21 protein-coding genes and 1 pseudogene are annotated in these 20968 nt (G+C 35.4%); 8 read left to right on the plus strand and 14 right to left on the minus strand.

All coding sequences use genetic code 11. From position 1 onward, the window contains the following. Nucleotides 1-153 precede the first annotated feature (153 nt). Nucleotides 154-274: pseudogene (locus tag ACQKNC_RS00210) on the plus strand (transposase domain-containing protein); the annotation flags it as partial. A gap of 22 nt (nt 275-296) precedes the next feature. On the opposite strand, the gene ACQKNC_RS00215 reads toward ACQKNC_RS00210, so the two are convergent. From ACQKNC_RS00215 to ACQKNC_RS00240, 6 genes are all read right to left on the minus strand, one after another. Then, on the minus strand, nt 297-1565 hold the full coding sequence (locus ACQKNC_RS00215; RefSeq protein WP_427422905.1) for an MFS transporter: 1269 nt from the start codon (nt 1563-1565) through the stop codon (nt 297-299). 31 nt (nt 1566-1596) lie between these two features. After that, a complete protein-coding gene (locus ACQKNC_RS00220) occupies nt 1597-1917 on the minus strand; it encodes a DsrE/DsrF/TusD sulfur relay family protein (RefSeq protein WP_427422906.1) in 321 nt (106 codons plus the stop codon). A 20-nt stretch (nt 1918-1937) separates the two neighbouring features. After that, nucleotides 1938-2588 (minus strand): ArsR/SmtB family transcription factor, encoded by a 651-nt coding sequence (locus ACQKNC_RS00225; RefSeq protein WP_427422907.1) that lies wholly within the window; start codon nt 2586-2588, stop codon nt 1938-1940. Nucleotides 2589-2733: 145 nt separating this feature from the next. After that, nucleotides 2734-3921 carry an MFS transporter gene (locus ACQKNC_RS00230; protein WP_427422908.1) on the minus strand — a complete coding sequence of 396 codons (1188 nt, stop codon included), beginning with the start codon at nt 3919-3921 and terminating at the stop codon, nt 2734-2736. Between the two features lie 340 nt (nt 3922-4261). Next, nucleotides 4262-4417, minus strand: coding sequence for a hypothetical protein (locus ACQKNC_RS00235; RefSeq protein WP_198516273.1), 156 nt, complete (start codon nt 4415-4417; stop codon nt 4262-4264). Between the two features lie 449 nt (nt 4418-4866). Beyond that, nucleotides 4867-5814, minus strand: a complete 948-nt coding sequence (locus ACQKNC_RS00240) for a bile acid:sodium symporter family protein (RefSeq protein ID WP_427422909.1) — start codon at nt 5812-5814, stop codon at nt 4867-4869. A gap of 134 nt (nt 5815-5948) precedes the next feature. On the opposite strand from ACQKNC_RS00240, the gene ACQKNC_RS00245 reads away from it, so the two are divergent. Continuing rightward, on the plus strand, nt 5949-6974 hold the full coding sequence (locus ACQKNC_RS00245; protein WP_427422910.1) for an S-layer homology domain-containing protein: 1026 nt from the start codon (nt 5949-5951) through the stop codon (nt 6972-6974). Nucleotides 6975-7374: 400 nt separating this feature from the next. Here the strand turns inward: ACQKNC_RS00245 and ACQKNC_RS00250 are convergent, their stop codons facing one another. Next, nucleotides 7375-8265, minus strand: coding sequence for a LysR family transcriptional regulator (locus ACQKNC_RS00250; protein ID WP_427422911.1), 891 nt, complete (start codon nt 8263-8265; stop codon nt 7375-7377). Between the two features lie 114 nt (nt 8266-8379). On the opposite strand from ACQKNC_RS00250, the gene ACQKNC_RS00255 reads away from it, so the two are divergent. Next, nucleotides 8380-8937: a flavodoxin family protein gene (locus ACQKNC_RS00255; RefSeq protein WP_427422912.1), complete on the plus strand. Its 558-nt coding sequence runs from the start codon at nt 8380-8382 to the stop codon at nt 8935-8937. Nucleotides 8938-9411: 474 nt separating this feature from the next. Here the strand turns inward: ACQKNC_RS00255 and ACQKNC_RS00260 are convergent, their stop codons facing one another. Then, nucleotides 9412-9834 (minus strand): pyridoxamine 5'-phosphate oxidase family protein, encoded by a 423-nt coding sequence (locus ACQKNC_RS00260; RefSeq protein ID WP_427422913.1) that lies wholly within the window; start codon nt 9832-9834, stop codon nt 9412-9414. A 161-nt stretch (nt 9835-9995) separates the two neighbouring features. Here ACQKNC_RS00260 and ACQKNC_RS00265 point away from each other — a divergent pair, with 161 nt between their 5' ends. Beyond that, the gene (locus ACQKNC_RS00265; protein ID WP_427423494.1) at nt 9996-10622 is read left to right on the plus strand and encodes a YczE/YyaS/YitT family protein; all 627 of its coding nucleotides are present in this window, start codon (nt 9996-9998) and stop codon (nt 10620-10622) included. Between the two features lie 124 nt (nt 10623-10746). On the opposite strand, the gene ACQKNC_RS00270 is transcribed toward ACQKNC_RS00265, so the two are convergent. The 3 genes from ACQKNC_RS00270 to ACQKNC_RS00280 all read right to left on the minus strand — a co-directional run bounded on the left by ACQKNC_RS00270 (nt 10747) and on the right by ACQKNC_RS00280 (nt 13374). Then, a complete protein-coding gene (locus ACQKNC_RS00270; RefSeq protein WP_427422914.1) occupies nt 10747-11379 on the minus strand; it encodes a 50S ribosomal protein L25/general stress protein Ctc in 633 nt (210 codons plus the stop codon). Between the two features lie 238 nt (nt 11380-11617). Then, nucleotides 11618-12535: an S-layer homology domain-containing protein gene (locus ACQKNC_RS00275; RefSeq protein WP_427422915.1), complete on the minus strand. Its 918-nt coding sequence runs from the start codon at nt 12533-12535 to the stop codon at nt 11618-11620. A 134-nt stretch (nt 12536-12669) separates the two neighbouring features. Then, the gene (locus tag ACQKNC_RS00280) at nt 12670-13374 is read right to left on the minus strand and encodes a YjjG family noncanonical pyrimidine nucleotidase (RefSeq protein ID WP_427422916.1); all 705 of its coding nucleotides are present in this window, start codon (nt 13372-13374) and stop codon (nt 12670-12672) included. Between the two features lie 265 nt (nt 13375-13639). On the opposite strand from ACQKNC_RS00280, the gene yfkAB reads away from it, so the two are divergent. Next, entirely contained in the window at nt 13640-14752 is a 1113-nt protein-coding gene (gene yfkAB, locus ACQKNC_RS00285; protein ID WP_427422917.1) for a radical SAM/CxCxxxxC motif protein YfkAB, read from the plus strand. 207 nt (nt 14753-14959) lie between these two features. On the opposite strand, the gene ACQKNC_RS00290 is transcribed toward yfkAB, so the two are convergent. The 3 genes from ACQKNC_RS00290 to ACQKNC_RS00300 all read right to left on the minus strand — a co-directional run bounded on the left by ACQKNC_RS00290 (nt 14960) and on the right by ACQKNC_RS00300 (nt 17810). After that, entirely contained in the window at nt 14960-15979 is a 1020-nt protein-coding gene (locus ACQKNC_RS00290) for an Rpn family recombination-promoting nuclease/putative transposase (protein WP_427422918.1), read from the minus strand. Between the two features lie 322 nt (nt 15980-16301). Next, entirely contained in the window at nt 16302-17309 is a 1008-nt protein-coding gene (locus ACQKNC_RS00295; protein ID WP_427422919.1) for an LLM class flavin-dependent oxidoreductase, read from the minus strand. A gap of 75 nt (nt 17310-17384) precedes the next feature. Then, nucleotides 17385-17810 (minus strand): hypothetical protein, encoded by a 426-nt coding sequence (locus ACQKNC_RS00300; protein WP_427422920.1) that lies wholly within the window; start codon nt 17808-17810, stop codon nt 17385-17387. Nucleotides 17811-18025: 215 nt separating this feature from the next. Here ACQKNC_RS00300 and ACQKNC_RS00305 point away from each other — a divergent pair, with 215 nt between their 5' ends. The 3 genes from ACQKNC_RS00305 to ACQKNC_RS00315 all read left to right on the plus strand — a co-directional run bounded on the left by ACQKNC_RS00305 (nt 18026) and on the right by ACQKNC_RS00315 (nt 20839). Then, nucleotides 18026-18793: a TSUP family transporter gene (locus tag ACQKNC_RS00305; protein WP_427422921.1), complete on the plus strand. Its 768-nt coding sequence runs from the start codon at nt 18026-18028 to the stop codon at nt 18791-18793. Between the two features lie 647 nt (nt 18794-19440). Beyond that, a complete protein-coding gene (locus ACQKNC_RS00310) occupies nt 19441-19959 on the plus strand; it encodes an RNA polymerase sigma factor (RefSeq protein ID WP_427422922.1) in 519 nt (172 codons plus the stop codon). After that, a complete protein-coding gene (locus ACQKNC_RS00315) occupies nt 19952-20839 on the plus strand; it encodes a DUF3298 domain-containing protein (RefSeq protein WP_427422923.1) in 888 nt (295 codons plus the stop codon). The genes ACQKNC_RS00310 and ACQKNC_RS00315 overlap by 8 nt, the downstream gene beginning before the upstream one ends. The last annotated feature ends 129 nt before the right edge of the window (nt 20840-20968 follow it).

Raw genomic sequence — 20968 nt, forward strand, 5'->3', positions numbered from 1 at the left:
TTATCTGAAAAAGGTTCGCTTTTATGAAAACGTAAGTTTTTCAGTGCCCTCTTAAATAAACAGATTTTATTTTTTCATCTGTCTACCTAATGAGGAGCATATCAAAAATCGGAGGTGCAGTTTTTATATGACCAAAAATAGTGAAGAACTATAATGTTTAGTAACCCGAGATGTGCTAGAGGAGGTACCATCATGTATAGTGTGGTTGGAACCGCAAAAGAGAACAATTTAAGCCCCTATCATTATCTTTCTATATTTGTTTGAAACGCTCCCACTTTAGTGTTATATAACTTACCTCAAGCTTTTCTAGACCAAATAACAACTGGAATAAGAATTAAGGATAAAAGACCCCCTGCTAAAGATAGAGTTGCATAACTTGCATTAGCTACTACCATGCCTGAGAGAGCACCACCAGAAGCTCCTGCTAATGCAACTAAAACATCTATTTTCCCTTGTGTTTTTGCACGTGTGGAAGGTTCAGTCGAATCAACTATTTGAGCAGTACCACTAATTAAGCCAAAGTTCCAGCCCAATCCTAGTAAAGAAAGCGCTACGATTAATAGAACCATAGAATCGCTCGGTGCGAATGCTGCTAATAAACCTGCACATAACAGAGTCACTCCTGAAGCAATACTCATGGCTGTTCGTCCGATTTTATCAACAAGAACGCCTGTTACGAGCGATGGAAGATACATGGAACCTACATGAAAACCTATAACAATCCCAACCTCCGATAAACCATGACCATGATGTTTCATATGTACTGGTGTCATCGTCATTATAGCAACCATTACGATTTGAGTAAGTACCATAACCGTTGCACCGACTGTCAAACCTCTTTTATTGATAGCTTTTTGACTAAAGGATTCAACCTTATTTCCATATTCATTCTCACGTCTATCCGCTTCTATCATTTTTGCAATTTCTAATGGATCGGGACGTAACATAATAAATAGGACAAGACCTGCTAAGATAAATGCTGTTGCTGATAAGATAAATGGACCTGCAAGCGCCGGAACACCAATGGAAACAGCAAATTTACCCATAATATCTACTAAATTTGGCCCCGCCACAGCCCCAAATGTTGTCATCATCATTGTTGTGCTGATAGCCGTTGCTCGTTGTTTATTATTGGCTAAATCTGTCCCTGCATAGCGAGCCTGTAAATTTGTTGCAGTCCCAGCGCCATAGATTAATAGAGAAGCAAATAACAAAATGACACTATTCATCATGGCCGCAATGACTACACCAATTGCGCCGAGTCCACCGACTATAAAACCTGTTGATAAACCTGTACGACGCCCATAACGTTGTGATAGTTTCCCTACAATTAAAGCTGCACCTGCCGACCCTAAAGTAAATAAAGCGGATGGTACTCCTGCATAAGCATCCGTTCCTAGCATTTGCTGAGCTAAAAGTGCCCCTACAGTAATACCTGCTGCAAGCCCTGCCCCACCAAAAACTTGTGAGAGACTAACAACGATTAACACTCGCTTATATAAGCTCTTTAACTTTTCGGGTGAATTTATATAAGTCTCTGTGGTTTCTTGTGCATTTCCAAGCATCTTTCAACACCTTCTTTCTACTTTTCAAGAATTAAAACGTCACCATTTTGTCAGCCCATTCAACAACTTCAACACAGTCATCCATTGTAGAAATTGGACAAGTAGTTGTTTTATCTAGTAATCTCGATTTTAAACATGTTCCACAAGCTAAAAGGTCACCTTTTAATTCTTCAAATTTATTCATTTGATCTTTTACATTAAAACTTGGATGTTCAATGTTTTCACATTCTACAGCTTCACCCATTAAAAATAGCTTAACTTCATGTTCTTTCATTAATGCAGCGTTCGCGAACCTAAATGCATTCCACGCTTTCTCAGGTTCTTTTGTCTCCAAAATAATTCCTAGCTTCATTCTTAGTTCCTCCGCTCTAATTATTTTACGAATTGTAGCCATTCTTTAACGCCCTGTTCCATACGAAATGCATTAATTCCTTTTGATTTTAGAATCTTCACCGCTTCTGCTGACATTAAACAATAAGGTCCTCTACAATAAGCAACAACATCGCAATTTGTTGGCAAAGACGAAATCCTCTCTCCCAACTCTTCGATAGGAATAGAAACAGCACCAGGAATATGTGCCTCTTCATATTCTTCTTTCGGTCTTACATCCAAAAGTAAAACCTCACCTTTTTCCATTCGAGAAAGAAGTTCTGAAAATGTTATTCCCTCTAACCCAAGCTGATCATTTAAAAATTCTTCTTTTATTTGTTGAACTTGAATTAATTGCTTTTCTGATAAAGCATGCAATGCAATTAAAAAGTCAGAAATAACTTCATCCGCAAGTTCGTAAATGACGTAATTTCCTTCTTTTTTAAATTTAACCAATCTCGAATTAAAAAGGGTTTTCAAATGTTGCGAAACATTAGCAACTGACATTTCTGTATTTTTTGCTATAGCATCTACAGACTTTGGACCTTGTGATAAAAGATCAAGAATTTCCAATCGTTTAGGGCTTGATAAACTTTTCCCTATTCTTCCAAACTCTTGATATAACAAATCCTTTAAATTTCGTTCGTTAAGCATATAACCCCACCAATCTATTCAATTGATTAATTGAATAGTTGAATTATACTTCAACAAACCTGACCTCGTAAAATGTAAACTTAAATAAGTAGGAAGAACTGCCAAAAACAGTTTACAGATTTGACAGTCCTTTTTTTGTTTATGTTTAATGAGCATGCATAACAACACTCTTTTTCTTTGAATAAAGTAAAAAAGTTATGGTTAAACTTAAGCTAATAATACCAAAAACAAGTCCCAATCCACTTAAACCAACTAAATCTAGCATCATGCCTGTTGACAATAAGACGACCTGAAAGATGACAGAATCAATCATATTACGGAATGAGAAAAATCGCCCATGAAAATCTTTTGGCACTTGCTTTTGAAAAATAACCATCGTCGTCGGGAAAAAACAGCCTACTGAAAAACCAAAAACTCCAAAAGCCATTAATGCCAAAAATTTTATTTCAGAGAATATTAGCATTAGCTCCATCGAACCGATGATAAATGCTAATGTAAAAAGTAGTGTTCTAGTGTTCAGCCGTTCTGTAATCAATTTCAAACCAGCTGCACCTAGCATAAAACCTATACCCTCAACTGTATATAATAATCCTGATATTGTCGTTGAATGATGAATCTCAGAAATTTTCATAATAACTAAATTAAAGGAACCTAAAAATAATGTTGGAATTAACATTAAAACAAGTGTCATTAATACAACAGGGTGCTCTCTCACCATCGGTAACACTTCTTTAAAGTCTCCCTTTTCTTTAGCTGCTGATGATTGATTTGCAGTTTCATCTAATTGTAGGAAGTTCGTAATAACAAACATCATCATATAGACAATAAATGAAATAATGTACAACCATTTCAGCTCAAAGAAACTTAGCATGAATCCTGCTGCAGCAGTACCAATAATCCTTGAAATCGTTCGAGCATTCATTTGCCAAGCATTTAATGTAATTAAATCCTTTTCCTTAACAATCATTGGAATAATAGATTGTAGGGCAGGCATATAAAAGGCGGCTGCTATTTGCAACGTAATTAAAAAAAGAATCATCCAAATAACCGAATTTGTATAAAGAGCCATAAACATAAATAAAACACTAATAATTCGTCCTACACTAGCCCACTGTACAACTGTTTTCTTCATTGATCTGTCAATAATACGCCCTGCCAACGGACCTACTACTAAGCCCGCCAATATACCACAAGAAATGATTAATGATTTGTGAAAGTCAGAGGGTACAACCTCTTGCATAAAAGCAAGATTCCCTATAATCCCAGCCCACAAGCCAAGACCTACAACAAATTCACCTAATAAAATTATCCATACATTTCGATTACGCCACATGCTGTATCTCCTTGTTGTTTCATTTATTAATTAATAAATCGTAACAAAATTACAAATATTAGTACATAGTCAATTTACAATAATTTCATTCTTTATATGCATTAGGAATATTTTCTATTTATGTATTTATGAAATCTTGCTTAATAGTTATTTAATTATGAAATATCGCCTTTTCGAATCACATCCAAAAAAACACCGTTTGACTCCATTATCAAACGATGTCTATTGTAAACAAACGCTACTTTGTTTGTATAAAGCTGTTTAGTAAATTTTAATCGACAGACCCGCCATTTAGCATTTTGTGAGGAGCCTTAAAACTGACACTACGCAAGCTTTCAATTTATAATAATTTTCTTACAAGGCGGCGCCAGCCTATCCAGAAAATAATAACCACCATCCCTGCTCCAACCGACTCGGTCAGTTTCCATAAAAGTATAAGAATAAGCAAAATAATTAACGGAAGAATCGTTAGCTTCAAATCATCTAACTCTTTCATTCACGCATCCTTCTTTCTCATTCAACATTTGCTTTCTTTAAGGAAAAATAAGCTTAAACTTTATAAATTTTAACTATTTATTGATATTTTTTGAGAAAAATCATTACCCAAAATACTTTCAATAGCGCAAAGCCCAGCATTTCTAGTATAAAAACTGTTGGTGTTTACTCTCAAATATATATTTTTGTATAATTTTTAAGATGCAAAATCTCCCCCATCCCCCAATTAAATAACATGGCTATCGCTTATCTTCATCATATTCTGAAGGTAGCATAATGGAAACCTCATATTTTGTTATTTTCAATGATGGTAATGCATCAAAATTTTCAGTGTTTTTTTGTAACAGCTTCATCATCATGATGTAGCGTTCTAATAACAGCCGATAGCTACTGCACTGTGAGTCTTACAAAAAACATTCGCTTTCTCTCAAACAATCGTTCATCATATATTTAACCTTCCGCATATTTCAGCTGATACTTTTCCATTACTCGACTAAAGAACGAGGCTAGAACTTGCTGAAATAACATACCAAACACTACAGGCATAACCGTTTTTGCAGGGAAGTATGTAGTCGCTATTACAACCCCTACAGCAATATTACGCATCCCTCCTGTAAAAACGAACATCGTAACAATGCTTTTATCCTTCCAAAGTATATGCCCTAATACTAAACAAAAAGCATATCCTGATACAGCTAGTAGAAATACGACCAAAATAACACTAACAAGCTCCAAGTTAATATTTTTAATAAATGGAGCAATTGCACTACTATTTATCATTACAATACTAAATAAGCTAAGTTTTGAAAAAGGGGCTAATTTCTTTCCTAAAGTAAGCTCAATTTTACCTTTAGTAAACTCATTTAACGCTACACCTATAAGAGAAGGCACCACAATCATCCAAAGTAAATCTAGAACGAGACCAACAGTATCAATTTCAATTGTTTGCCCTACAACAATATGAAGTAATGCTGGAATAACAATGGGCGAAATGAGTGTATCGATTAAGATAATTGCAAGACATAATGCAAGATGCCCCCTACAAATACTGACCCAAATAAAACTCGTTACCCCTGTTGGTATAGCGACTGCTAAAACAAAACCAATTGTCAGTAGATGATCGTGAAAGATGATGTTTGATACTAAATAAGCCCAAATTGGCATGAGTAGGTGTAAAAATGCGATAACAATTAAAATAACTGTTGGGTATTTTTTAAGATTTTTTATTCCTTCAAAATTCATGCTTAAACTACCTGCAAATGTCATAAAAGCAAACAGCCACGGCACTAAAAATAATAGCTGATGCCCTACGTTCTCAAACAACACACCAACCACTAAACTAAGCGGTGTTAAAATAGGCATCCATTTTTGGAGGTATTTATTTAAACTATTCAACATCCCTTTTTATTCCTTCTTTCATTAAAGAATAATTTTCTATAAACTTATAGTAAAATAAACTAGAAAAATTTGCAGTTTTTATCCATATCCTTCAAACTATTAACATGATTAGAAAGAAAGGATGACTGAGACAAATGAAAAAATTAGTGTGCGCTTTATTGCTTCCCATACTTGTTGTGGTAAGTGGATACACTGTACAAGCTGCTGGCTTTAAAGATGTGCCAGAAGATCATTATGCTTATGAAGCTATCATGTGGGCAGAGGAATATGATATCGTTAATGGCTATGCAGATGGTACATTTAAGCCCAATGCAACAATCACAGAGCAACAATTCGCAAAACTACTTGCTAACTTTTATGAGCTTGAATCACCATATGATGAGGTAAAAAAGCAAACCCCTGCAGCAAACTGGTCTGATGAATTTTACAATCGACTTGCAAGCTATGGTGCTCCTTTAAACGGCTATTTCGATAACAATATTCGAGCAGCTAATGTGAAGCGCGGAGTTGTGGCACAGGCCATTACACATTTAACTAAAGGTAAAAGTGGGTTAGATCAATCCATTCAGTTTTTACTCGATTATTACATTTCCACTGGTCAAAACTTTCAGTATGAAAATCGCAATTTACAGAAGTTTTTTGGCGTAACAAATAATATGACACGAGCTCAAGTCGTTACAATGCTCCACCGTATGGATGAAAGAAATTTTTATGAAATTTCAGAGGACGCACAAGCAATTCATGAAAATACGAGTAATGCTTCTTTAAATACACGAGCGAAAAATGGCCAAAATCAGCTAGATAAAACAATGCAGCTGACAACACCTTCTAAAAGTGCTTGGGACGGTACCTATTCGTATTACTATAAGTGGGGTACAGGCTCAACAGATTTTAATCGCCGTGATGCCTATATTTCAAACGCAACAAGCAAAAACTTTAATATATTCATTACTTCAAATGATGGTACTGCTACAGGGAGTGTCGATGGGACAGCTACGATTACTTCTAGCACTAAGGCCGTGATGAACAAATCCTCAAACGGCAATCGTTGTGTATTAGAGTTTGAACGCCTTAATAATGCGCTTAAAATTACCGAGGTAGATTGTCGTACAGAGCATGATGAAGGCACTAATTTTTCTGGGACTTTAAAGAAACAATAGGTTTTCTATAAGTCCGACTGGAATTCAAAGGAACACCCTTGAGGTACTTTCATAAGTCACCATAATACCCTTCCATAGTGAAAAGAACTAAAAAGTGCGAAATGGATTAAAATATTCATTCGCACTTTTTTCATGCTCCTACAACTTCCTCAATATTTGCTTTAACAAGCAGTTAAATACTCTTAATTTAAAAGGTGAAAAAAAAGCAGCCTCAAGTTAGATATTACTAAAATGTGGTTTTAGCTTTATAAAATAATATTTAGGATTTACTTTTTCAAAACGATACGACATTGTGAAATCAAAAATATTCGCTCTCCTATTAGTAAATGGAGCTCTCTTTCCTACGGTGCTTCCTATTTCAGTAGCCAGTACCTTTTTATCCTCAGGTATAATAATGCTCCTAAAACTTCTTATATCCCTCCATGGCAATCTCTATAAAATCAGCGAGATACGGAGATATATGTTTATCCTTATGCCAAGCTATATCCGTAAAAATCTCTGCTAAATTCATTGATGTAGTCAGTTCTTTTAAACGGTGGTTTTCTAACTCCTGCTCCACCACCATTTTGGGTAAGAATGTAATGCCTAAGCCTGCCATCACACATTGCTTAATGGCCTCAATACTTGCAAACTCAATCATTTGTATTGGTTGCGCACCTTCCTTTTGCAGCTGTACTTCCAATTGATTACGGTAGGAGCAACCACTTTCCGTCAGAAGCATCGTTTCATTTGATAGTTGCTGTAAAGAAAATACATCTCTCCCCTCATCGCTGTTAGGAGGTGCACTAACAAATACTAATTGCTCTTGAATAAGTCGCTTTCGATGTAGCATAGGTGTTTCCTTATATGCATCTGTAATTAATGCTACATCGAGCTTGCCTGACTGTAATAAATCTTTGGCGATTTCAGTTGTATGTACAGGCTTAAAAATGATTTTGACTTGTGGATGAGATTTCTGAAATTGTTGTAAAATACTCGGCAGACGGTACACACACTGACTTTCCTGTGCACCTATTTTTAACACCGCTTGTGTTTGTTCATTTAATACAGCTTTTTTCATCTCCACGTTTAAATCTAGCATTTTTTGGGAATACTGTTGTAATCGCTTGCCCTCCTCCGTAAGGGTTATGCGTTTTCCGAGCCTTTCAAAAAGGACAACACCAAGCTCTTCTTCAAGAGATTTAATTTGTGCTGTAATACTCGACTGAGCATAATCTAGTAACTGTGCAGTCTGCGTAAAACTTAACGTTTCTGAAGCTGTTAAAAACGTTTGTAGCTGTTTCATATCCATCTTTTTCACCTCTAAATCGTTTTTTTTGATTCATCACATCGAAACATTCAGCTTTATCGATAATAAAAATAAGTTTACACTAGTTATAACCTAAAATGATAGAGGAGGATTCTTATGAACATTACCGCATTTATTGGTAGCTCTAGAGCCGATAGTAATAGTGAACAACTAGCTGACTATGTGTTAGAGGGCATTAGACATGAAAAAATAGATCTAAAAAATTTAACGATTGACCCCATCAACGATTTGCGTCATGATGACAATGGCTTTCAGTTTGTAGATGATGATTATGATCAAATTATCAATGCGTTTTTAACAAGTGATATCGTTATTTTTGCGACACCGATATATTGGTATAGCATGTCAGGAATAATGAAGAACATGGTGGATCGTCTGAGTCAAGCTATTCGAGATGAGCGTTTTCCACAGCTAAAAGAAAAACTACAAACTACCGAGGCCATTGTTCTTGCTGTCGGTGGTGACGACCCATATATAAAGGGCCTACCAATGATTCAACAATTCCAATATATCTTTGACTTCTTAAAGATGCCGTTCTCCTCTTATATTATTGGAGAGGCAAACAAACCTGGTGAGATTAGTCATGATGCACAGGCAATAGCACAGGCATCCATTTTAAATAAGAAGTTAAAATCACGTATCTATCCCATTTAAAAAAACGACCTAAAAGCATATCTGCTTTTAGGTCGTTTCATTATATTGAAAACAAAATGGTCGAGCAAATCTTGGTGAATTTTAAGGTATCCTATGAATTAATATACCTCTTCGGCAAAACGGGGGGTTGATTTCCGTTCCGACTGAGCGCTTTTATCGCTGACGCTTCGCTTTCGCACAGAGCTTCCTGGGGGCGTCCGATGAGCCTCTTCACTTAGCATGTTCTTCTGACATGTTAGCCCTATTTAAAGGAATAAAAACGAAACTTCAGTAATGTTTTATCTGTGAGAAAGCGAGTAACCTAGAAAAGAAATCACCCCCATTGCAAGCTGTTGTAATTTATTTGTCATTATTTGCACTCCTTTTTCTTTATGAAATAGCATTCATGAACACTCGTCTAATTTCAAGTAACAATTTATCATTAGAAAAATATAATCTTTATTTTTTCCATAAGTAATAAAAAAACGACCTCTTTTAATGGTCGTTTGTAAATTCGAGTTCTTTAGGTGGTTCCCCTTTTTTATTCATCAAACGCATACGAATTGGTTCGATTTTTAGTGTAACCATTTCATCATGATTACCAACGAAAATGCTTGTAAAAAATTCAGCTAACTTATTTTTTATTCCTTCCTCTAGAATTTCGGTTAGCTTTCCTTCAATCTCAACATACGTATCACCAAAGCCTTTGTTTTCGTATCCATATAATATATGTGTATACGGGTTTTTGCGAAGTTCTTCCATTTTTTCAGAATGTTTATTTGTCACTGTGTATAATACAAAGTCTTCATTTTGGAACGTCATATATCTCGAATAAGGTTTACCGTTCTCAACTGTTGCCATCGTTCCTATTTTTTCTCGATTTAAAACCTCTAATATTTCATCGCGTACAGAGCTCATGTTATTCCATCCTTTCTTATACCATTATATTTTGTCCTTATTTAGCTAATCTAACCGTATTTTTTGAAAAATAAGAAATGTCAATCTTCAAGGATTATTCTTAATCTATTGTTATAATAACTTTTTAGACAACATGAATTTTTAGAATGAGGGTTATAATGATGAAGGAAGCTTTTTTCACACGATGTCTGTTCTTCCTTACAGGCATTTTGGTTTTATCCTTAGGTATAACGTTGACTATTAAAGGGCAAATTTTTGGTGTTGGTTCGTGGGATGTTTTACATATCGGGCTAACTAAAACGTTCGGGTTAACGATCGGTACTTGGTCAATTTTAATTGGTCTAGCCATTTTAGCTATTGATATGGTAGTAACAAAGAAGTTTCCACTGCCAGGCACATTTATAGATATGTTTTTAGCAGGTATTTTTATTGATATTTTCAACTATTTACTTCCTGATATAGATGGCTTTTGGATGCAACTACTAGCTTATGTATGTGGCTTAGTATTACTTGGTTGGGGCTGTGGTATGTATATGGTGGCGAATTTAGGCATTGGTCCTCGGGATTCATTAATGCTTCTTATGGTCCATAAGTTTGGCTGGAGTGTTACACGCGCTCGTACAACGATGGAAGTATCAGTAGCTATACTTGGTTTTTTACTAGGCGGACCTATTGGGGTTGGAACAGCTCTAATGGCCTTTGGGCTTGGGCCAATTGTACAATTTGCTTTAACTTTTAACGAAAAATTATTTATGAGATTGACTGGCGTGAAAAGCGCTGTGGTATAAGCATTTAGCAACTTGCAGTATGTACGTAGTGATGTATTTCCGTTATCGCAAATCTATACAGCAGTTTATACAATAAACAACAAGGAGCCACTTACCAAGTGTAAGATAGCTCCTTTTTTTGTTTCTATTTTTCTGAATCAGATGGATTCTTCCCAGTAGCCTCGATTACTTCAGGGGTCCCATCCACCGTGTCCTCCTGCACATTTTCAGCGGCAGGTGGTGTGATCGTCACTAATGTATAGTCATCTTCCTGTAAAATTTCAAAGGAAAACTTTTGACGAATATTTCCTACATAAAGTGATGTTCCGATGGCTACATCAGTCACATCAACCTCTATTGTTTCTGGAATTTCAGTTGGATTTACTTTTATTCGAATTTCACGATTAGGCTGCAATAGGAATCCACCATCTGCAACTCCAATAGCTTTGCCGGTAACAATTACTGGAATATCAACCTCCAGTTCCTCTGCCATATTAATGGACTTGAAATCTACATGCTTAACATTGCCCCTTAACGCACAGCGTTGTACTTCTGTTAGTACTGCGTTAATCCGTTTACCGTCTACATCTAATTGAAAGACATTTTTATTACCAAATTGAGCTAATATTTTCGCAAATTGTCTGGCATCCAGTGATACTGCTGTTGATTCCATTTGATAGCCATATACAACGCCCGGAATAGCACCGTTCTGTCTAAGCTGAGTTAATGATGAATTACGTCCTTTATCGCGTTTTTTTACAGTTAAAACAGTATTCATCGTATTTTCCCCTTTCATGGAAACTAGTCTCATAAAAGGTTTTGCCCGTTCTATTGATTTTTATACATTTTATTACGGATCTTCAGATAAACATTTGTTTCTACATTAAATGTTGGGTTGAGCACAATATCTAGTTTTTTTCTGACGTTCTAGTGACTATCCAGAGATTCTTTCTGTCACTTTATGTATATACCTTAACAAAAAAAGCCGAGACGTTATGCTCGGCTAATTTATAATACTATAATCTTCCAGCTGCGTTCAAAGTCACTGCTAGCATTTTAGCAAACTCTCCACGGGTAATAAATTGATTTGGTAATAAATTTGTATTGATGTTTAGAGCACCAATTGCATACAAAGTCTCAGTATGACGCAATGCTTCCCCCTGAAGAGAGTAGCCATCCTGATAAGGTAATATTACATATTCCTCCTCTTGGACAAAATCCACAGCATCTAATGTTCGGCCAAGCATTAATATTGCCTGCTGGCGTGTGATTTTTCCATTTGGATCAAATGTAGTTGGCGATTTGCCGTTTATGATTCCTAAAGAATTTAAGGCACCAACATAGCCACTATACCAAGATTTTTTGGCATCAATGTCTTTGAATTGATTTGTCGGTATTTGTTGAAAGCTGAATGCACGAGTTAATAATGCACTAACTTGAGCACGGGTTAAGGATTCATTGACACCAAAATTATCAGCTGTTTTGCCTTGAATAATGCCCCTATTCGATAAAGTAGTAATGTACGAACTATATGATGATCTTCCTATATCACGAAAATATTTTGGCGGTGAATTATCAAATTTTAATTCTGCATTATTGTGAATAGTTGCAATTACTCGGTCATTTAAATCTCGATAAGCAACCGGCTCCATAATGCCTTTTTTAACAACTTGTTTTAAGACCCCATCCTTACCATTTTTAAAAATTTCCACTTCTAAAGGCTGACGGTTATTGACAATATTTGCCTTAATACTAAAAATATCTCCTTTTTCTGATGCATTAATTGTGGCACCATATGCAGAGTATACCGTCATATTTGGCGTTTTCATATGTACATAATTGGTTGGCTCTTGATAGGCATATGCCTGCATTGGAATGACCAATGATATACCTAATAATCCTACTAATACACCCTTTGAGATTTTTCCTTTCATCTTATTTCTCCCTTCTTTCCATCTAACATTATCATACTGGATTTAACTATCTAAAAGTATAGTATTTTTAGTGAAAAAACTATACTTCATTTATTCGGGCTTATGAACGGTTGAAGCGTAGTTCTATCATATACTTACAAAATTGTTACTTTATTATCTAGCAATAAGTGTAAATCATGAAGTTTTTTAATTTCATAATGTGGTTGAATATCGCTTGTATTTTCAATATTACGTATATTAAACCAGCATGTATCAATACCGGCTTGTAGTCCGCCTTTAACATCAGATGTTAAGGAATCACCAATAATCAGGGTTTTATCCTTATTTATATTATCGATGCGTTCAAAAACATAATCGAAAAAAGCTGGCATTGGTTTTTGATAGCCTGTTTGCTCCGAGATAAAAATGCCTTTGAAAAATTGTGCTAAATTGGCATCCACTAGTCGTTTATTTTGAGTAATTGTTTTACCATTTGAAACGACATATAAATCATGGTTTTCTGCAAGCTGTTCGATTACTTCGTAGGCACCGTCTACATAATGATGTGCCTCTTTCAAATATTTTTGAAAAATCGCTTCAAAATACTCCCCATCTACATCTAAATCAAATTCCTTTAAAGCAATCGAAAATCGAGTGTTATGTAATGTCTCTTTAGTCACCTCACCACGTTCAAAAGCACGCCACATAGATTCATTAATCTCTTTATAACGTGCAATCATAGCTCCGGTTGTTGCAATATTTTCCTGTTTAAATAAACGATCAAGTGCTGCATTTTCAGCTAAGTCAAAATCTAATAATGTGTCATCCACGTCAAACAATAATGTTTCATACTTAGTCATGTCATTTCCTACTTTCTTTGGTGCTGTATTACCATTTCACTCTTTCTATCATAACGTTTTTTCAGAAAAATAACAGTAAATTTCCCTATGCCTCTTCTTTACAGAATTTTGGGAAATATCATATGAAGAAAGGTGTGAAAATATTTCCTTAATTGAGCAATAAAAATGATCATCTTGCCTAAAAATTGCCCTTTCGATAATTTCATATTTGAAAATAACAGCGAATATGAGACAATAGATTGCTAGAAAGGAAGATGTACCAATTATGAAGATCCTACAAAAAATTACGCCCGCCTTTGATCCATGGGAAGCGTATTTAGATGTTGAACAACATGGGCATATGACCCTATCTAATATTGAATTCACAACAACAACTTTATGTAATATGCGCTGTGCACACTGCGCAGTCGGCTATACATTACAAACTAAAGACCCGGATGCTTTACCAATTGAGCTAATCATAAAGCGTCTTGATGAAATTCCACACCTTAAAACAATCTCGATTACTGGTGGCGAACCGATGATGTCTAAGAAATCCGTTCAAAACTATGTATTGCCTTTATTGAAATATGCACATGGACGTGGCGTGCGAACACAAATCAACTCCAACCTAACATTGGAGCCCGAACGTTATTTACTGATTGCACCGTATTTAGATGTACTACATATTTCACATAACTGGGGTACTATCGATGAATTCGTTGAAACAGGCTTTGCCATGATGGAGCGAAAACCGACTTATGAACAACGTGCAGCTTTGTTCCAACGCATGATTGATAACTCAAAAATGCTAGCAGAACATGGTGTAATGGTATCTGCGGAAACAATGTTAAATAAGAAAACTTTACCGTACTTAGAGCATATCCACAATCAAATCATCAATGAAATGAAATGCGCACGGCATGAGGTGCACCCGATGTACCCTTCAGATTTCGCAAGTTCCCTTACATCTCTATCACTTGAGGAAACTCGTGATGCGATTCATCATCTACTTGATATTCGAGATGAAAACACCTGGATGCTATTCGGTACGCTACCCTTCTATCCATGCAGTATGAATGAAGAAGATCAAAAGCTCCTAAAACGACTAAGAGAAGAAAAAAACGTGACGATGCGTAATGATCCAGATGGTCGCTCTCGCTTAAATGTTAATATCTTTACAGGTGATGTCATTGTGACAGACTTTGGCGACACACCTGCACTTGGCAATATTGCAAACGATGAATTACCCGCAATTTTTGATAAATGGATGGCAACAGATTTAGCTAAATCACTAAACTGTCACTGTCCAGCAGTAAAATGCTTAGGTCCTAACGTTCTTGTTCAAAATATGTATTATAAAGATACGAAGTTTGTTAGTGGCTCTGCTAAAGTGTAAAGAGAAAATGTCCAATGCATATATTTGCATTGGACATTTTTTTAGAATGTTCTATTAAGCCCTGATGTCAGTTGCTTTTCTTTGCCAACAACTATAAAACAAAGTGATACTGTATATGTGAGTTTTTTTATATCCTTATATAATTACAGCATTCCATTGAAAAGAATCATTTAAACTTGCTAATTTTCTTTTAATGGTTTTCTGTGCTTATTCTTGAGCTGAATTTAAACTTTTTATTCTTTCAATTTCTTCTCTCGATAAGCCTATTAAATCCATTATTTCTTCAATCGGCTCATGACGTTTAAGTAATTTTTTCACTAACTCTATTTGCTCTTGTTTACGCCCTTGCTCTAATCCTTGCTCTAATCCTTGCTCTAATCCTTGCTCCAGCCCTTCTTTCATACCCTCTACTTTTCCTTGTTCTCTCCCCTTATTGATTCCATCAATGTATCGAGCTTCTTCATCTAGGATATACTTTAACCGGGACTGATAAGCAAGAATTGTTTCAGGGGATTGGCTAATTTCTTCCCACGTATCAAATGCTGCACGTAAGTTTTCATCTTTCATTGCTAACTCCTCCAATTCACGATATATCTCTGCATATACTTTCTTTTTACGACCATCGACCATACCAAGTAGTAGCAACCATCGAATTAATATATCATCGAGAGCATTTAACTTTTCTTCTTGCCAAAGAGTAATAAACTTGTTCATCTCTATAAAGTGAATTTCCAACACATCTTCTTCTGGCATTAGCCTTGATAATATTCTGTCTTCATACAGATGATAAGTACTATGATAATCTTTGTTGTCTTTAAACATTGTAAAATTACATATATTGATCGTAATGGTTGGGCGTAATTCACTGTATCCCATACCTCTAACTAGTTGGGTTTCATACATTTTTGCCCAATAATATAGTGTTCTCTTTGTCATATCTTGCTGATTGGACAGTTGAATTTCCACATTGATAAAATCAGCATTTTGTGTTTTTACAAGAATATCGAGCAGTGATTGTTTATCGTCCTGATATTCACCGCCCAATTCTTGCTGAATAAATGTTACTTCTTTAATAGTATCTCGCCCTGTTAGCTTTAATACCGCATTCAAAAAGACAATCGTAATCTTTTTATTCTTATCGTTTCCGAACAATTGCTTGAAGGCAAAATCAACCTTCAAATCAAAAAACTTATCTAACGGAATTCGTCGTATTGCTTTTCGATTCATCAGGGATCACCTCTTCTTTATTACTATTATTATAGCACGGTCGAATTACTAAACCTCTTTAAAACATCAAAATCGTATTATTAATAAAATCTTAATTACTTATAGACCTAAACCCTTAATTTTATAAGTATAAATCAAAAAGCTATGTTCACTAAACTGATGAACATAGCTTCTCTTTTATTATTTTTACAACTTGATTATTTGCTGTACATCCTATTTCAACGATTGATAGTTTTCCCTAGCAAATTTGGAGCCGCTCTTGTTGTTTAGTAGATTAAATATTACACTTAAGCAATTCTCTTTTGTGCTAGTACTCACGTCGCTATTGCTGTGGTGTTCTTATTAATTCCTTTGCAATTAACTTAAACGTATTCAAGCGACTTTCTAGTGCGTATTGATTGCAGTTTAGCATCACTTCGTCAAATCCATAATGCTCTTGTTCTGTTACTAAAAATTCAGCGATTTCCTTAGGAGTTCCGACAAGATTGGCTTTTCGATTATTGACGATTGTCATTTTATCCAACTCCGTAAGTGGAAAATCCTTTGCTTCCTCAGGTGACATCGCTTGGATGATTTGTCCCTTCATGAGATGCAGACGTGTAATATCAATCGGCTTTGCCAAATATTCCGCTTCCTCTAGCGTATTTGCAACTGTCGCCGCATAAGTAACGATAATTTGAGGCTTCTCCATGTAATAGGAAGGTATAAAGTAATCTCTATACGTATCAAAAATATCCTTTGACATATTGCCAGTGAAAAACTGCGCATATGAATAACCCACACCGAGTCGTCCTGCCTGCATAGCGCTTTGACCGCTAGACCCAAGTAACCAAGCCTCAGGTAATTGGATATTAACTGGTGCCGCTATCACTTGATCATAGACGTGCTCGCCTGTTTTTTGATTATTCATCAGCTTTAATGTTATTTCGAGCTTATCGTATTGCTCTGTAAAATGTTGTCTTCGACCCTCTGCTAATGCATAAATAGAGGCATGATCACCACCAGGGGCTCTGCCGACGCCAAAATCTATACGATTCGGTGCCAAACCACTTAATGTTTTAAAAACCTCTGCCAGCTTATATGGAGAATAGTGCATCATCATAACGCCCCCAGTACCGATACGAAGACGTTTTGTTTTCGCCGCTAAGAAAGCAGCTGTAACTTCCGGAGCTGAACTTGCCAGTGAATGACTATTATGGTGCTCCGCTAACCACATACGATGATAGCCAAGTTCTTCACCTAAAAGCGCTATTTGTTCTGTACGCTGAAAGGCTTCCTCAGCGGTATGACCTTTTGGTATAGGCATTTGATCTAAAATACTTAATCTCATTGAAAACACCCTCTCTGACTCTTAGCACTCCCCTCTACTTTAATATAGGCAGTTTTTTAAACAAAGCAAAAGGCCTTACTCATAGGCGAGACGATTTGTATGCCATGTTTCATAAACCATGCCAATAAGTAACCGTTTTTGTTCGGGATTCAATACGACATCATTAAATTTCATTGCAAAAGCAGTAAATTGGTTCGTTTGTTCATCCACTACGAACTGTAAAATTGCATGCCCTTTTTCACCTTCAAATGTAATATCACCTGATAATTCGACAACATGCTCGCCTGTTTTTGCCTGGTAATATCGCCAATATGGTTCAAAAAAAGCATAATTAAATGCATTACGAACAGATACATCTGAAAAATCCCCCAAATACCCTTCTTTTACTGTATCGATATACTCATTATCGGTAATATCTTTTTTGGCATTATAAACACATCCAACAAGTAGCCCCATAAACACAACACAAATAAATACTCTTATATGATTCCCTAAACTCAAATGTCATCACGTCCCCTTTACGCAAAAAACATAATCACCTACATAATACACCAAAATATACACACAAAGTAGAATATTTTTGATTTTTATAGAATTTTAAAATATTTAAAGATATTTAATTCTCGAAATTAATAGAGAAATACTATTTAAGCTATTTACAGTCACTATTCATTTCGCTACTATCAGATTATTATTATAGAAAAGAGATGACTGCTGTGCCTTTTGATTTAGATGTAAATATTTTACTCATCCTTATTTTTTTTGGCTTTCTAGCCGCATTTATCGATTCTGTTGTGGGAGGCGGCGGGCTTATCTCATTACCTGCTCTTATGTTTGTTGGTCTCCCACCATCTGCAGCCGTGGCTACCAATAAGTTAGCAGGAACTATGGGGTCATTTACAAGTACTGTGACATTTTATCGCTCTGGAAAATTGGATATCAAATCAGTTTATAAGTTGTTCCCATTTGTTTTTATAGGTTCAATGATCGGTGCATGGATTGTCCATCTTATGGATCCTAGCGTTCTAAAACCGCTTATGCTTGTCATGCTAGCAGTTGTGGCTATTTATACTATTTTCAAAAAAGACTGGGGTAGCATTTCTACCTATAAAAAATTGACACCTAAGCGTTACGCATTTTTTGTGTTGATCATTACCTTCATCGGCTTCTATGATGGCTTTTTAGGGCCAGGGACAGGCTCGTTTCTACTATTTGCCTTCTTAATAGTTGGCTTTGATTTTTTAAAATCAGCAGGCAATGCCAAATTTTTAAATTTCGGAAGTAATATTGCCGCCCTTCTTATGTTTATATACTTGGGGCAAATAAATTATGCCTACGGTTTACCGATGGGACTTGCACAAATTGCAGGTGCAATTGTTGGTTCTAAATTTGCCATTAAACGTGGTAGCGGGTATGTACGTAATTTATTTATCGTTGTGACAATTCTATTACTTTTGAAAAATACATACGACTATTTTTCATGATTGATTCGTTATATCTTTAAAAACCAATTTAAGCGATGCAATTATATTGATTGCATCGCTTAAATGGTTTTAGATAAATATGTTGTTTTAATGTGACACTACTTTACAATCAAAAATAGTAAATTCTCGATTTGTGTATAGGCTTAAATATACCAACTTTATTACTCTCTGATTCTTCAAAGAGATAGAACATATAAGATACTTTTAGGTTCTTCTAGAAAATCGCCAGGAGACTATTTCTTCGATTGAATTCCACTTATTCAGATACTCTTCCTCCAGCTTCAAATAGCACCCGGTCAATATTATTTGTAATTGTGACCAATTTACCTTTTCCCCTTTCTAAGCAATAATAAAAGGTTTATAATTTGCTATGATTTTTCACCAAAATAAAGTTTAAAACAATATGCAACATTATTAATAAGGAAAAGTGAAACTATAATCAGCAGAGGTTTTCTTTACCCTACTGATTATTCACAAATCCGGTTTTTATAGGCAGTTAATGTGGGATAAATCACCATATACAAATTACTTATCTTTAATGTTAACAAAATAAGACAAGTTTTTATATGCTATCAACTTTTTTTCCCCCTTCACACGTCTAGTAGTTGTATACAAATTGAAAATGTTAAAAAGGGGCTTCTTAGGACATGAAAACAAGAAATGCATTTCAACACGAAGACGTGTTTGTCCAGTTTATTCGTGAACAGAAAGAACGGTTTTATTTGCTCGCGTATAGCTATACGAAAAATGAACAGGACGCACTTGATGTTGTACAAGACAGTATTCAAAAAGCAATGCTTTCTCTCGATCGACTAGAAAATGTCGAGTATATGAAAAGCTGGTTTTATAAAATCGTCGTACGAACAGCAATAGATTTTTTACGTAAGCATAAACGCTTACAGGTGACAGACGATGATACATTGCAATATTTAACACCTGCACAAGAGGATGTCTACGAAAACGTTGATTTAGAGCATGCGTTAGATGAATTACCTCTAATGTATCGTGAAGTTGTCATTTTACACTATTTTGAAGACTTAAAACTCGCTGATGTTGCAAATATCCTGAACATTAAGCTGAGTACTGCTAAATCTCGTCTTTATAAAGCGTTAAAGCTATTAAAAATTCAATTGCAAGATGTGAAGGGAGAAACAGCACATGGATGAAAAATTAAAAGAACTAGAAAAACAATATAATGAGATATCTATACCAAAGGAGCTAGATTTTGTGGTTGAAAACGCACTAAAACAAGGTAAAAAGAAGAGAAAAAAACGAGCGCCAAAATGGTTACTTGGCTCTGCAGCGGCAGCAATGCTTTTTACAGCTGGGTTAAATGTCAGTCCTGCAATGGCACGAACACTTTCAGAAATTCCTGTTGTTGGTAGCGTCGTAAAGGTTTTAACTTGGACTAAATATGAAGTAAAAGAAGAAACATTCGATGCTGACATTAAAGTACCTTCTATTGAAAATCTAAAAAATAAAGATCTTGCTAATAGTTTAAATGAAAAATACCGTTCAGAAGGTAAAGCTCTTTATGATGACTTTGTTTCTGAAGTTGGTTATGTAAAGGAAAATGGAGGCGGTCATGTAGGGATAGACAGCGGTTATGAAATCAAAACTGACAGTGACCAAATATTATCGATTGGCCGTTATACCGTCAATACAGTTGGATCATCTTCTACAACTATGCACTACGACACAATTGATAAAAAAGATGAAATTTTAATTACATTACCGATGCTGTTTAAAGATAAAAATTATATTAAAACTATCAGTGAAAACATTATTAAACAAATGCGTGAACAAGCTGCATCCGACCCAGATAAAAAGTACTGGGTAAAAGGAGGAGGTCTCCCTGATGAAGAAGTTATAGATGGATTTACATCTATTAAAGCTGATCAACAATTCTATATTTCTGATAAAGGTAAACTTGTTATTTCCTTCGATAAATATGAAGTAGCACAAGGCTATATGGGCGTTGTAGAATTCGAAATCCCAACGGATGTCCTAAAAAATGATCTTGTAAGCTCGAAGTATATTCATTAATCATTTGCTAATAATGTAAAACTATAATATCCGTGGGGGTTTTCTTTATCCCCACGGATTATTAGTCTTCACCAATCGAACTTTTACGAGCAGTTTTACCCGTACCGCACTTCTTTGCTGTGGGAAAAA

Source organism: Lysinibacillus sp. NPDC094177, assembly GCF_050279145.1.
Lineage (GTDB): Bacteria > Bacillota > Bacilli > Bacillales_A > Planococcaceae > Lysinibacillus.

Bases quoted from the DNA above. Each gene is read 5' to 3' on its own strand.
- ACQKNC_RS00215 (WP_427422905.1), bottom strand. From the start codon at position 1,565: ATGCTTGGAAATGCACAAGAAACCACAGAGACTTATATAAATTCACCC.
- ACQKNC_RS00220 (WP_427422906.1), bottom strand. From the start codon at position 1,917: ATGAAGCTAGGAATTATTTTGGAGACAAAAGAACCTGAGAAAGCGTGG.
- ACQKNC_RS00225 (WP_427422907.1), bottom strand. From the start codon at position 2,588: ATGCTTAACGAACGAAATTTAAAGGATTTGTTATATCAAGAGTTTGGA.
- ACQKNC_RS00230 (WP_427422908.1), bottom strand. From the start codon at position 3,921: ATGTGGCGTAATCGAAATGTATGGATAATTTTATTAGGTGAATTTGTT.
- ACQKNC_RS00235 (WP_198516273.1), bottom strand. From the start codon at position 4,417: ATGAAAGAGTTAGATGATTTGAAGCTAACGATTCTTCCGTTAATTATT.
- ACQKNC_RS00240 (WP_427422909.1), bottom strand. From the start codon at position 5,814: ATGTTGAATAGTTTAAATAAATACCTCCAAAAATGGATGCCTATTTTA.
- ACQKNC_RS00245 (WP_427422910.1), top strand. From the start codon at position 5,949: ATGAAAAAATTAGTGTGCGCTTTATTGCTTCCCATACTTGTTGTGGTA.
- ACQKNC_RS00250 (WP_427422911.1), bottom strand. From the start codon at position 8,265: ATGGATATGAAACAGCTACAAACGTTTTTAACAGCTTCAGAAACGTTA.
- ACQKNC_RS00255 (WP_427422912.1), top strand. From the start codon at position 8,380: ATGAACATTACCGCATTTATTGGTAGCTCTAGAGCCGATAGTAATAGT.
- ACQKNC_RS00260 (WP_427422913.1), bottom strand. From the start codon at position 9,834: ATGAGCTCTGTACGCGATGAAATATTAGAGGTTTTAAATCGAGAAAAA.
- ACQKNC_RS00265 (WP_427423494.1), top strand. From the start codon at position 9,996: ATGAAGGAAGCTTTTTTCACACGATGTCTGTTCTTCCTTACAGGCATT.
- ACQKNC_RS00270 (WP_427422914.1), bottom strand. From the start codon at position 11,379: ATGAATACTGTTTTAACTGTAAAAAAACGCGATAAAGGACGTAATTCA.
- ACQKNC_RS00275 (WP_427422915.1), bottom strand. From the start codon at position 12,535: ATGAAAGGAAAAATCTCAAAGGGTGTATTAGTAGGATTATTAGGTATA.
- ACQKNC_RS00280 (WP_427422916.1), bottom strand. From the start codon at position 13,374: ATGACTAAGTATGAAACATTATTGTTTGACGTGGATGACACATTATTA.
- yfkAB (WP_427422917.1), top strand. From the start codon at position 13,640: ATGAAGATCCTACAAAAAATTACGCCCGCCTTTGATCCATGGGAAGCG.
- ACQKNC_RS00290 (WP_427422918.1), bottom strand. From the start codon at position 15,979: ATGAATCGAAAAGCAATACGACGAATTCCGTTAGATAAGTTTTTTGAT.
- ACQKNC_RS00295 (WP_427422919.1), bottom strand. From the start codon at position 17,309: ATGAGATTAAGTATTTTAGATCAAATGCCTATACCAAAAGGTCATACC.
- ACQKNC_RS00310 (WP_427422922.1), top strand. From the start codon at position 19,441: ATGAAAACAAGAAATGCATTTCAACACGAAGACGTGTTTGTCCAGTTT.
- ACQKNC_RS00315 (WP_427422923.1), top strand. From the start codon at position 19,952: ATGGATGAAAAATTAAAAGAACTAGAAAAACAATATAATGAGATATCT.